The following is a 12,050-nucleotide window of genomic DNA, read 5'->3' on the forward strand; positions in this document are numbered from 1 at the left end:
CACGTCGTAACCGACCGATCCTAGGCCGTTCTACTGCGTGCGTGGTTGGAGTTTTGTTCCGAGATGGCGTGAGCGACCAAGTTCGGCATGGCGGTTTGCGCTGCGGGTCTTGAGCAGATCCTGGCGCGAAAGGATGCCGAGCACGCGCCTGGTTCCGGGCTCGATGATCGGAATGCGACCGATGCCGGATTCGACGATGAGATCGGCGACGACGCCGGTGGGCGTATCGGGATAGGCAACGGGCTGTGCTGCGTCCGAGATGGCGTCGATGAGCGGCGTTTGATCGTCGTCGCGCTCGCCCTGCCAGCGCAGGGCATCGGTGCGAGAGACGAGACCCAGCAATCTTCCTTGCGGGTCGGTCACCGGATAGCTGCGATGCACGGCTTTGGTTGCGAAGAAGGATACCGCCGCCTCCACGGTCATCGTGCCCGGTAGGGTCGCCGGATCGCGCGTCATGATCTGACCGGCCTGGATGAGGTCGAGCGGATCGACCGTATATTCCTGCAGGATATGCCGTCCGCGCCGCGCGATTTTCTCGGTGAGGATCGATCGCCGCATCAGCAGCACGCTGATGGCATAGGCGCCGCCCGCAGCCGCGATCGTGCATGGGATGGCGCTGAAGTGCCCGGTGAGTTCGACCGCGAAGATCGCGCCGGTCATCGGCGCACGCATCGCGCCGCTCATGATTCCCGCCATGCCGATCATGGCCCAGAACCCCGGATCGCCGGGCAGGAACTGCCCGAGCAGGAAGCCGGCTGCGCCGCCCAGGATGAGGAGCGGGGCAAGAACGCCGCCAGACGTGCCCGACCCCAGCGCGACCAACCAGACGATGGCCTTCACGACGAGGAGCGCAGCAACGACCCGGAGCGATAACGAGCCATTGAGGAGAGCCTCGATGCTCGCATAACCGGCGCCAAGCACATGTGCATCGATGAGACCACCCAGACCAACGACCACCGCACCGATCGCCGGCCACCACATCCAGTGGAATGGCAGGCGATGGAAGAGATCCTCGATACGGTAGAGGGATGTCGATAGTAGAGCGGCTTCAAGACCGACGACGAGGCCGATCCCGCCGGAAGCGAGCAGGGCCCAGCTTTCCTGCGGAGCCATCGCCGCCATTGGAAACATCGGTCCCGATCCGAGCAGAAGCGGACGCCAGGCGAAGGAAACAAGTGCTGCAACGAGGACGGGGACGAAGCTGCGCGGTTTCCACTCGAACAGGAGCACTTCGACGGCCAGCAAGATCGCCGCGAGCGGCGTACCGAAGATGGCGGTCATGCCGGCTGCCGCACCGGCCACGAGGAGCGTCTTGCGCTCGGCCGCGCTGAGATGGAAGCATTGGGCGAACAGCGAACCAATGGCCCCGCCCGTCATGATGATCGGTCCTTCCGCGCCGAAGGGTCCGCCACTGCCGATCGAGATCGCTGAGGACAGGGGTTTGAGCAGCGCCACCTTGAGCGACAGTCGGCTCTCGCCGAAGAGGATCGTTTCGATCGCCTCGGGAATGCCATGGCCGCGAATCTTGTCCGATCCGAAACGCGCCATCAGACCCACGATAAGGCTGCCGATGATCGGAATCACGACCACCAGCCAGCCCACCGATGCGTCGGTTATCACGGAGTGATCGGCGGAGAGTCGACCGAACCAGAAGAGATTGGTGGCAATCGCAATGAGTTTGACCAGCACCCATGCGCCGAAGGCACCGCCCGTCCCGACCACGACGGCCATGACCGCCAGCATGACCATGCGGCGATCGACACTATGGTCGGCGAGTTGGTGGCCTTCAACGGAACGTGGGGGTGTCAGCGACATGAATCGATATTATCCTGCAAAAGTAGCTCGAGCCCATTATATCGCATTGCGATGTATTTCAATCAGTGAGGATCAATTGAGGCAAAAGGATAAATTGCTGGGGGATGCCGACTATGTGGCGCTGGCCTCATTTCGCCACGCCATTCGCCGCTTCCAGGCGTTCAGCGAGGAAAAGGCCATCGAAGTCGGGCTGACGCCGCAACAGCACCAGGCTCTCCTCGCGATCCGGGGCTGTCCGCCGGATGAAGCCACCGTCGGCCATGTCGCTGAACGTCTGATATTAAAGCCGCATAGCGCCACGGGCCTGATCAATCGCCTCGAAGCCTTGGCGCTTATTACGCGCGAGGCGGCTGCTACCGATCGCAGGCGGGCGCTGCTACGCCTTACCCCCAAGGCTTATGCCTTGCTCGACGCCCTGTCGGCTGTCCATCGCGAGGAAATTCAGCGCTTGCGGCCGGTCTTCACCGGCATTTTCGAACAATTGGGATGAGCAAGCAGCATTTAATGCAATTATGATGCATTGAAACAGAAATAACATTCATTTGTCTTATGGTATTCTAACCGGCACAACGCGATCTGCAGAGTGAAGTTGCTTCACGACAACAGCGCCCGGAGAGGATCCTGCGAAAGCAGGCCGGAGCGCGGGAAGGGAGCCAGAAACCGAGGATAAGTGCATGACGCAGACGGAGTATGGCGATCGGTGCAGGATGTGGCCGCATCGCCGGAAGGCGGCGCAGGCGTCTCGGTTTAGCGGCTACTTCACCAGGTTAGACGCCGGCTCGCGGCCCCCCCTGCCGCAGCCGGCGTCTTTCCGAAGTTCGGTCAGGCCGGTCACTTACAAAATATTTGGGCCGCAAACTGGCCACTCAGCCGATCTGGCATCGTACTTCAAGTAACAGAGGGGCGTTGCTTCAATGACTGAACCCAAAGATCAGGCATCTCGCCTTCAGACAGTCGCCGCCGCGCACGGCGTTGCCAGCGATGTGGCCTTTGGAGCTGTCGCTCCGCCGCTTTATCTTTCGAGCACATATGAGTTTGCCGGCTACGATCAACCGCGCTCCTATGACTATGGTCGGGCGGGTAATCCCACCCGCGATCTTCTCGGGCAGGCACTGGCGAAGCTTGAAGGTGGCGCAGGCGCGGTCATCACGGCGAGCGGAATGGCCGCGCTCGATCTTCTCGTCGGGAGAATGGGGCCGGGCGATCTTATCCTCGCACCGCATGATTGCTACGGCGGTACGATGCGCCTGTTGAAGGCGCGCGCGAACCGAGGGCATTGCGTCGTCCGGTTCGTTGATCAGGGGGACGAGAGCGCCTTTGCCGCCGCGCTGGAGGACATTCCGGCACTGGTGCTTATCGAGACGCCGAGCAATCCCTTGATGCGGGTCGTCGATATCGCAGAGCTTGCCGCAAAATCGCGCTCGGCGGGGGCTGCGGTTGCCGTCGATAACACGTTTCTTTCACCGGCTATCCAGCAACCGATCGCGCTGGGCGCGGACTATGTCATCCATTCCACGACCAAATATCTCAACGGCCATTCCGACGTGATCGGCGGCGCAGTTGTCGCGGCTGATCCGGTGCAGGTCGATGATTTGCGTAATTGGGCAAATGTCGTGGGGAGCACAGGCGCGCCGTTTGATGCCTGGCTAACCTTACGGGGCCTTCGCACGCTATTTGCCCGGATGGAGCAGCAGCAGCGCAACGCGATGATCGTCGCGCAATATCTCGACCGACATACGGCGGTGTCCCAAGTCCACTATCCAGGTCTCGTCGCCCATCCCGGCCACCGGATCGCCTCACGCCAGCAGCGCGGTTTCGGGGCGATGTTGAGCTTTGAACTCGCAGGAGGGGTGGAAGCGGTTCGGCGGTTTGTCGCTGCGGTCGGCTATTTCACGCTCGCGGAATCGCTGGGTGGGATCGAGAGCCTGGTCGCGCATCCGGCGACCATGACCCATGCCGATATGGGCGAGGAGGCGCGCTCAAGAGCGGACATCAGCGACAGCCTGCTACGGCTTTCGATTGGCCTCGAAGCCGAACAAGATCTGATCGCCGGCCTCGATCAGGGATTGGCGGCATGCGCGGGATGAACGCGCGCGGCAATCCTGGAAACTTCAGGAGAGAAATGTGCCCGGTTATGTATGGCTCGTGGATTTTTTCGGACTGCTTCTTGTGCTGCTCGGTTTCAACATGGCGTTCCGGCAGGCCAGCTTCAGGCGAGCTATCGGACGCCCGAAACCGCCCGCAAGCCGGTTGCGAGCGGGAAATGAGGATGAGGATCCGCTGACCTATATTCTGCGGATCGCCGGTGTCATGATGATGGTCTTCGGTATCGCGATTGGCGGTATGCTGACCTTGTTCAATCTGGCGCGATGAGTAGTCGGGATTGAGGCTCGATGTTCTGATCGCTGCGGCCAGGATGGCTTTGGTTTAGGCGAATACGGAGCGGGCCGATGACGCATGAATATGATGATCCAATCAATCCCGAAGCGGTCGCCGCCGCCGCGCGGCGCATCGCCGAACGTCACCGCGTCGAGGATCGACCGCTTGATCTGCTTGTCGAAGAGGTCGTGCTCGAACGCTTCTGCGGCTGCGTGACGTCGGCCAATGACAGTCGCAGCGCTTCGATCCTGGCTGGCCTTAAGCTGGAAATCACGCGCCAAGTGCGTGAAGTGTTGGCAAGCGGCAAACTCATCGATGAGATCGATGAGGCTTCGATCGAATCTTTCCCGGCAAGCGATCCTCCGGCCTGGGTCGGACACAAAGCCAGGAAAGGCAGTTGATGGGCAAGATACAGATCAAGCGGATCTATGCGCCTCTCGCACCAGACGATGGCTGTCGCGTGCTTGTCGATCGGTTGTGGCCGAGAGGGGTCTCTCGCCAGGCCGCGGCTCTCGATCTGTGGCTCAAGGACATCGCACCCAGCCCGGACCTGCGAGGATGGTTCGCTCACGATCCCGCGCGTTTCGACGCCTTTCGGCAAAAATACCGTGACGAGTTGACCCACAACACTGAGGTGGTTGGGCAGCTGCTCGCCCTCGCAAAAAGGCAGGACATCACGCTTCTTTACGCAGCACGCGATCCTGTGGTGAACCATGCCGCTGTCCTGGCGGAGTTTCTTGCAGGGGTGAGGTAACGAACGTGACGTATCTGTTCGCTAAGGGCGAACGCATAGGAAACGTCATGTGGCGAGGGGCAACTGACGGCGCGAAGCGGCTGCGAGGCATCCGGATCGAGGTCAAGGCCCGTATCGACCTTGCGGGCTGGGGCAAACCGGTCACCGCGCCAATATGCCTGTTCTGGACCAAGCTGATCGTCACCGATCACTGTTCAGAAGATCTGGCTGCGGTGCCTGGCGCCTGGCGTGGCGCGATCGAGATCGACGCTTCAGGTCGCCTCGCCAGTTTCGCCTGAGCGCAGCGCCGGTCCTGAATTCACGTAGTTCCCAAGTCGTCCGCACGGACAGACGGATACCTGGCTTCGTGGCCCTGCGAACGGCGATTTCCTTATTGTGAGCATGGGTGTCCGTTTTTGTCATCCTCATCGCCGATTGTAACGGTGTGACAACCGAATCGGAGACGATAGGATGAAATGCGTAAACAGGACCGTGATCGGCCACCATATCATCGATATCGATGGCTGCCTGCGGGCGACCAATCATTCGTCTGTGTCTGCCGAGGATATTCTCGCACTCGGTGGGTTGGCGACACGCAACTTAGAGGTTTGGCTGGAAATCTATGGGGAGAGCTGGCTGCTCGGCCCTCTGGATCGCGTCGAACTCGACGCGGATACGGTCGCATTTTTCCGGACGCGCGCGGTCACACCGGTAGGCTTCGCCTTCAATCGTGCGGAGCGCACGACCATCGCTCTGGCGGCCTGAGGCGATATCATGAAGCTGGTTTCTCAATTCACGTCGTTTCTCAAAGACACGGTCAACCTCAATCAGACCCGCATCGACCTGCTTGAATCCAATGTGGAAGCGATCAGGAACTTCATCCGCCAATGTGAATGGTCCCCCCGGGTCCGTGGATTTGAAGAGCAGGGTTCGTGGGCGCACGACACGATTATCAAGCCGGTTGATGGCGGCGAATTCGATGCCGACCTGCTGGTTGTCGTCGACCCCGTCGATGGCTGGAGCGCGAAGGACTATGTCGCGAAGCTGGGAAAGGCATTCGCTGACAGCTCCGTCTATGGCTCCAAGGCCAAAACCTGGGATTATTGCGTCACCATCACCTATCCCGGCGAGCGCAAGGTGGATATTGCTCCGCTGGTTCGATCGCGGAAACATGACGGAAGCCTGGAAGTCTGCAATCGTGCTGCCGACCGCTTCGATGCGAGCGAACCGGTCGAATTCACGGCTTGGCTCCGTGAGCGCAACACGCTGTCGGGATCAAACAGCTTCCGCAAAGTGACGCGGTTAATGAAGTATCTCCGGGACATCAAGACCACGTTCACCTGCCCTTCGGTTTTGCTCACAACGCTGCTGGGCATGCAGATTCACTGGTATGATAAGGATTCCGACGCATTTTCGGATGTCCCCACCACCTTGCGGACGGTCATCGGACGGCTTGATGATTGGCTGCAGGATAGGCCGGCCAAACCGCGGGTGGAGAACCCGAAGCTTTCGAGCGAGGATTTTGCCGCCAGCTGGACCGATACCCAGTATCTCAACTTCAGGTCCTTCATTCACAAATATCGTGGATGGATTGACGAGGCCTATCTCGCGGAAGACCGCGCTTCCAGCATCACCGCGTGGCGCCGTGTTTTCGGGGAAGCCTTTGCCAAGGGCGAAGTGGTAGAAGCTTCCAAGGCCAATGTGGAGGGCGTGTCGCGAGTGCGGGCTTTGCTGACCAGTACAGCCGCTCATCTCGACAGCCTGGTAGAGGTCGTTCGTGATTATGGCGTGTCGATCCTCCCGGACTTCTTTTACCGTCCCCCGCATATGCTCGAGCCTAGCTGGAGCAAGGCGGCGCACGTGTCGCGCGACGTCCATGTCACGGCGACCTGGCATCAATCCCGCAATTCCACACCTATTCGGGTGGTAACGCCAGGAGAGGTGCTGCCTCGACGGGGAGGCCTGTGGTTCGAGGCAAGGATCGGCGGAGGACAGCTGTTGCCCAGCGGGTTTCGGGTACAGTGGCGCATCACCAACACCGGCGCTGCGGCGCTGTCACTGCGGCAGGGGCGCGGCGACTTCTATACTCCCCAGCAAAATGGACGGCGGTGGGAGGAACTTCATTATCGGGGAGTGCATCTCGCCGAGGCCTTCATCATCAGGATGGCCGACGATGTCCTTGTCGGGCAAAGTCCGCCGTTCCATGTGGTGATTGAATGACCATGAACGACATAGCTGAGCGTCAGAACACACCGCATTTCTTACGCCTGCTGCGGGCCCGGTCCGAAATCTATCGGCGCGCGACCCATTTGCAGCTGGTGCAGGTTACTTTGACTGTCGTTGTCCCGGTTGTGATGGCGATCGTCGCGCTATTCATGCCCGCGATACGCCCGGTCGCCGCCGCGGTATCGGTCAGCCTCACGCTTATCGACATCGGATTTCTCGACAGAGCCTTGAAGCGCCGCTTGAAGACTGCGGCTCTGATCTGCGAGCGGTTCGACTGCGACCTTCTAAAACTGCCATGGAGCAAATTCGCCGCCGGCAAGCCGCTTGAACCGGAGATTATCGCCGAGGCGGATCGGCGATGGCCCAAGGGTGATGCAAAGCTCATCGATTGGTATCCGGCTGCTGTTGGACGGGCGCCATTGCATTTAGCGCGGATAATCTGCCAGCGAACAAACCTGTGGTATGACGCAAAGCTGCGCGAAAACTACAGTTTCCTGTTGGTCGCCGGGGCGGTAGCAATCGTGCTCACGCTGGTAGCTGCCGGGCTAGCCCTCAATCTGCCCTTCACCGATTTCGTTGTCACAGTCCTCGTTCCAGCAACCCCGGTTCTGTCCTGGGCGGTGCGCGATGCTTTCCGGCAGCGTGATGCGGCGGATGCTCAGAAACTGGCCCGCGCGGAGGCTGAAGCATTATGGGAATTGGCGCTCGCGGGAGGTTGTGACGACAGCGAATGCGAAAGACGGTCGCGCGAATTTCAGAACAGCATATTCCAGCGCAGAACCAGCAATCCGCTGCTCCTGCCTTTCGTCTATCATTGGCTCCGATCCGGAATGGAGATCGACATGAACCTAGGGGCCGCTGATTTTCTGCGTCAGGCTGGGATAGCCGAGGTCAATCAATCCTGACGGCAATCTTGTTCAAATGCTGCAGGCTGGATGCAAGTTCGCTTGTCCCGTGAACGCGAATTCACCTTGGACCGACGCTTTCGGCGCGCGAGCTGCCGGGCCGAGAAGACGCGCATCCCCAACCAGTGTATAGACGGCGTGGCGTTGCCCGCCGCGGTTTTGGTGGTCGATGCGATAGCCCTGATAGTGGCGGCGTAGGAATCCTGCATTCACGAGTTCAGAAACGGCGCGGCTGAGATTGCTTTTGCCCGCAGTTCGAATGCGCGCGCGCATTTCCTCGGTGACCGCCCGCTGTGCATCCTGCGCATCGCGCGGAAGCACGCCGCTTCTGACGAGGTCTCGATGGACCCGCTCGGCCAAGGCCACGTTACGTGTGCTGCGCTGGGCCATTGGCGTGAGCGCGTCGCAAAGCCAGTCACGCAGCGAAACAAGCTCGTTGTCCCGCTTGATCCACGGACCGGCGCTCCCGTCGGGGCCAGCAACCTGCGCAATTAGGTTGAGCAGCATGAAGGCGTAGCGGGGGCGACTTGAGACCTGCGCCAATCTCTCGAGCACGGCTGCGATATCGCAGCTGGCGGCAGGCTCGAGAGGCGTGGTGGTATGAAACATAACGCGACTGAATCAAGCACATACAAGGATCAATGTGAATCCGAAATCCGCATCATGAAGCGTTCTTTGTCGCCTATGACACTTTACCAGCAGGCAAAGTGTCATAGGCGATTCATTCCAAGCAGATTTGTTGCGAATCGTTCTCAACTCACCGTGATAATCGCGGAGCTGGCCGCTTAACGCTGGACGAGAAGTTCTTTTGGCGACGAGCTTCGACCGTCTATGGCGAACAGGATAAGAGACTGCGGCCGCCTGGACGACCTCACGCGTTTCGCACAGGAATGTGCGCGTGTTGGAAATCTCGGCGATTTGCAAGACACGATCGATGCGGCCGTGCGCGAACTTGGCTTCCGCTGGTTCACGCTGCTCCACAATGTCGATCTTCGGCACGGAGGCGGGCAGCGCCTGTTCCTGACCACCTATCCGCCGGCCTGGCTCGAGGAGGTGCTCGAGGAGCGCCACTATATCGAGGACCCCATCCACGCGGCCTGCGCCCGCACGCCATCGGGGCTCGCCTGGGATCGGGTGGGCGACGTGCTTGAGCTGTCGTCGCGCCAGCGAAGCATCCTGAAACGCGCCAGGAATCATGACCTTGCAGCGGGCTATAGTTTGCCGATCAGGACGCCGGGTGAACCAGAGGCGATTTTCACCGTCGCCCGATCGCGCGATGAACCGCTGGATGCGGCGGAAATTCTCACCGCCCGGTTGCTGGGTTCGGTCGCTTATGACCGGGCGCGCGAACTGCTCGGCGAAGAGATGCGGACCTTGGCGTTCGTTTCCCTCAGTCCGCGCCAGGTCGAATGTATCGCGCTCGTGGCCCAAGGGAAGAGCGATTGGGAGATTGCCCAGATCCTCGGACTTAGCCGCGACACCGTGCACGAATATGTTGAATCCGCGCGCCGGCGCTACGGCGTGCGGCGCCGAACGCAGCTGGTGCTGCGCGCGGTTCGCGACGGTCATCTCAACATGGACGCGCTCCTCTGATCTCGCTTGGGCCGTGATGATCGGGCTTGGCCAAGTTCAAGAATTCTGCGCGGTCGCCGCGACAATCAAGGACAGTCGAGCACTCGCCGGACTGATGGCCGAGATCACGCGTGAGATGGGTTTTCGGTACTTTGCCCTCGTCCACCATATCGACCTTAAGCCAGCAGTGAGCTCTGTCCATATCGTCGATTATCCGCCAGAATGGGTGGAGCGTTTCCAGGCGCGTCGCCTCTATGCCAGTGACCCGATCCACCGAGCCAGCCATCGCACTAATATCGGCTTTGCCTGGTCGGCGGTGCAATCCCTCATCACGCTTAGTGCTGCTGATCGATCGATCTTGGCGGAGGCGCACGACGCCGGGCTGGGCGATGGTTTCACAGTTCCTGCCCATATTCCTGGTGAGATGAATGGGTCCTGCTCATTCGCCATGGGGGCGGGCGACGTGCTCGATCAGCGCCAGCTCCCGCTCGTTCAGCTCATTGGCAGCTTCGCATTCGAAGCTGCGCGCAGACTGTCCCGGCAAACCCAAGCTCCATGCGAAGGCCCGAGCCTGACTGAGCGGCAGGCTGAATGTGTAGCGCTGGTCGCGCGCGGGAAAACCGACTGGGAGATCAGCCAGATCCTCGGCATCGGGCAGGAAACGGTGATCCAGCATGTCAAGGATGCGCGCGACCGCTACGGCGTGACGAAGCGCACGCTGCTGGCGATCCGGGCTCTGTTCGATGGACATATCAGCTTCGCAGATGTTTTCGGCCGATGATCTCCCCAGGACAGGGGATAACCGAAAGGACGCGGGCCTGATCGACTGACCGCCTCACCAAAGGAGGCTGTCATGCATATCGTAACCGGCGCTGCCCGCGCCATGGAGAACCACCTGTTCCGTTCGATGTTCGAGGAACGCAAACGGGTATTCGTCGATCTTCTGCGCTGGGACGTGCCGGTCCTCGCCGGTCGTTATGAAATCGACCAGTTCGACAATGACCGTGCCGTCTACATCGTGATAGCCGACGCCGAAGGGGAGCATCTTGCCTCGGCGCGGCTGCTTCCCACGACCGGTGACCATATTCTCGGCACCATTTTCCCCGAGCTGTGCGAACAAGCGCCTCCCCAGGGTGGTGCGATCCTCGAGATAACGCGCTTTTGTCTTGCACGACGATTGCGCGCACGAGAGCGCCTGGAGGTGCGCAATCGGCTGGTGTCCGCGCTCGTCGAATATGCGCTCTGCAATCATATCGGCAGTTACACCGGCGTCGCTGAGTGGTCCTGGTTCCAACAGATCCTGAGCTTTGGCTGGGCATGCCGTCCCCTCGGCACCCCCGGCTCGACAAGCGGACGCTGCCTTGTCGCCTTACAGATCGACATTGACGGCCGCACCCGCGAGCAGCTGCAGGCCAGCGGCATCTGGCGCTCGGTCGGCCTTGCCGATCTAGCCCAGGCTGCTTGAGGAGGGCGCTATGACAAATCTCTCCACCTATCGCCAAGCTGTCGAACCTGCGGTCGATGACGATTTGCAGCGGCAGGGCTTCTGCGTGTTGCGGGACATCGCATCCAAGACAGAGATCGCGGAGATCGATCAGGCCCTCGATCCGCGTTTTGCCGCCACACCCTTTTGTCAGGGCGGCTTCTACGGTCCGCGCACCAAGCGCTTCGGCGGCCTTTTGAAACGCGTACCTGCTGTCGAGCGGCTCGTGCGCCATCCCGCGATCATGTGTTTGGTGCGGTCGGTTCTCGACCCCTGGTGCGATACCATCCAGCTCAACCTGACGCAGGCGCTCGAACTGCATCCAGGAGCCCCGACGCAGTTTCCTCACAGGGATCAGGATATGTGGCGTGGCCCGACCGGCGAGATCGAATATCTCGTCAACGTGATGTGGCCGATTTCTCCGTTCAAAGCTGAAAACGGCGCCACATTGATCTGGCCTGGGAGCCATAATGCCGGCTCCACGCAGGACGCGCAGCCCGTGGCGGTTGAGGCGGAGCCGGGTTCGGCGATCCTCTTCCTCGGTTCTACGCGGCATGGCGCCGGCGCCAACATGACTGGCGCGATCCGGCGTGGCATCATTGTCAGCTATTGCTTGGGCTGGCTGAAGCCCTACGAAAATCAATGGCTGACCTATCCGCCCAATGCGGCCCGTGCGTTCGATCCAGAGCTTGCCGCGCTGGTCGGCTACCAGCAGCACCGTCCCAATCTCGGCAATTATGACGGCCAGTGTCCGTCCATCCTGCTTCGGGGCGAACCGCCGGAATATCTGGCTGCCACCGATGCCCTGCGACCGGATCAGGAAGGTGCGCTGGCCGAATTCCTGGACCAGCAACGCACAGGCCAACTCCCCCCGGCTGGGGGGATTGCCGAAATCGGGCCGGGCGGAACAAAAGAGAGGTGAAATCCAACGGATAGC

The 12,050-nt window shown here is 60.7% G+C and carries 15 protein-coding genes; 13 read left to right on the forward strand and 2 right to left on the reverse strand.

Going from position 1 to position 12,050, the window contains the following annotated elements:
- Positions 1-30 precede the first annotated feature (30 nt).
- Positions 31-1,815 carry a chloride channel protein gene (locus A8G00_RS08730; RefSeq protein WP_015449309.1) on the reverse strand — a complete coding sequence of 595 codons (1,785 nt, stop codon included), beginning with the start codon at positions 1,813-1,815 and terminating at the stop codon, positions 31-33.
- Positions 1,816-1,909: 94 nt separating this feature from the next.
- Here A8G00_RS08730 and A8G00_RS08735 point away from each other — a divergent pair, with 94 nt between their 5' ends.
- The 9 genes from A8G00_RS08735 (at position 1,910) to A8G00_RS08780 (ending at position 8,058) form a co-directional block, all read left to right on the forward strand.
- The gene (locus A8G00_RS08735) at positions 1,910-2,305 is read left to right on the forward strand and encodes a MarR family winged helix-turn-helix transcriptional regulator (protein WP_015449310.1); all 396 of its coding nucleotides are present in this window, start codon (positions 1,910-1,912) and stop codon (positions 2,303-2,305) included.
- Between the two features lie 424 nt (positions 2,306-2,729).
- Positions 2,730-3,902: a cystathionine gamma-synthase gene (gene metB, locus A8G00_RS08745; RefSeq protein WP_021318862.1), complete on the forward strand. Its 1,173-nt coding sequence runs from the start codon at positions 2,730-2,732 to the stop codon at positions 3,900-3,902.
- Between the two features lie 37 nt (positions 3,903-3,939).
- A complete protein-coding gene (locus A8G00_RS08750) occupies positions 3,940-4,188 on the forward strand; it encodes a hypothetical protein (protein ID WP_015449313.1) in 249 nt (82 codons plus the stop codon).
- 77 nt (positions 4,189-4,265) lie between these two features.
- On the forward strand, positions 4,266-4,595 hold the full coding sequence (locus A8G00_RS08755; protein ID WP_021318863.1) for a hypothetical protein: 330 nt from the start codon (positions 4,266-4,268) through the stop codon (positions 4,593-4,595).
- Entirely contained in the window at positions 4,595-4,948 is a 354-nt protein-coding gene (locus A8G00_RS08760; RefSeq protein WP_021318864.1) for a DUF488 domain-containing protein, read from the forward strand. Before A8G00_RS08755 ends, A8G00_RS08760 begins: the two co-directional genes overlap by 1 nt.
- 47 nt (positions 4,949-4,995) lie before the next feature.
- Positions 4,996-5,226 (forward strand): hypothetical protein, encoded by a 231-nt coding sequence (locus A8G00_RS08765; protein ID WP_021318865.1) that lies wholly within the window; start codon positions 4,996-4,998, stop codon positions 5,224-5,226.
- 172 nt (positions 5,227-5,398) lie between these two features.
- Positions 5,399-5,692 (forward strand): hypothetical protein, encoded by a 294-nt coding sequence (locus tag A8G00_RS08770; protein ID WP_146032578.1) that lies wholly within the window; start codon positions 5,399-5,401, stop codon positions 5,690-5,692.
- Positions 5,693-5,701: 9 nt separating this feature from the next.
- Positions 5,702-7,147, forward strand: coding sequence for a nucleotidyltransferase (locus A8G00_RS08775; protein ID WP_103000455.1), 1,446 nt, complete (start codon positions 5,702-5,704; stop codon positions 7,145-7,147).
- Positions 7,144-8,058, forward strand: a complete 915-nt coding sequence (locus tag A8G00_RS08780; RefSeq protein WP_146032579.1) for an S-4TM family putative pore-forming effector — start codon at positions 7,144-7,146, stop codon at positions 8,056-8,058. The genes A8G00_RS08775 and A8G00_RS08780 overlap by 4 nt, the downstream gene beginning before the upstream one ends.
- A gap of 12 nt (positions 8,059-8,070) precedes the next feature.
- Here A8G00_RS08780 and A8G00_RS08785 read toward each other — a convergent pair whose 3' ends face one another.
- On the reverse strand, positions 8,071-8,667 hold the full coding sequence (locus tag A8G00_RS08785) for a hypothetical protein (RefSeq protein WP_103000457.1): 597 nt from the start codon (positions 8,665-8,667) through the stop codon (positions 8,071-8,073).
- Between the two features lie 222 nt (positions 8,668-8,889).
- Between A8G00_RS08785 and A8G00_RS08790 the strand changes: the two genes are divergently transcribed.
- From A8G00_RS08790 to A8G00_RS08805, 4 genes are all read left to right on the forward strand, one after another.
- Complete coding sequence (locus tag A8G00_RS08790; RefSeq protein WP_103000458.1) at positions 8,890-9,651, forward strand: LuxR family transcriptional regulator; 762 nt, start codon at positions 8,890-8,892, stop codon at positions 9,649-9,651.
- Positions 9,652-9,667: 16 nt separating this feature from the next.
- Positions 9,668-10,411 carry a LuxR family transcriptional regulator gene (locus A8G00_RS08795; RefSeq protein ID WP_253257945.1) on the forward strand — a complete coding sequence of 248 codons (744 nt, stop codon included), beginning with the start codon at positions 9,668-9,670 and terminating at the stop codon, positions 10,409-10,411.
- Positions 10,412-10,483: 72 nt separating this feature from the next.
- Positions 10,484-11,095 carry an acyl-homoserine-lactone synthase gene (locus tag A8G00_RS08800; protein WP_103000460.1) on the forward strand — a complete coding sequence of 204 codons (612 nt, stop codon included), beginning with the start codon at positions 10,484-10,486 and terminating at the stop codon, positions 11,093-11,095.
- Between the two features lie 10 nt (positions 11,096-11,105).
- On the forward strand, positions 11,106-12,035 hold the full coding sequence (locus A8G00_RS08805) for a phytanoyl-CoA dioxygenase family protein (RefSeq protein ID WP_103000461.1): 930 nt from the start codon (positions 11,106-11,108) through the stop codon (positions 12,033-12,035).
- The last annotated feature ends 15 nt before the right edge of the window (positions 12,036-12,050 follow it).

It is taken from the genome of Sphingobium sp. SA916, assembly GCF_002894065.1.
Lineage (GTDB): Bacteria > Pseudomonadota > Alphaproteobacteria > Sphingomonadales > Sphingomonadaceae > Sphingobium > Sphingobium fuliginis.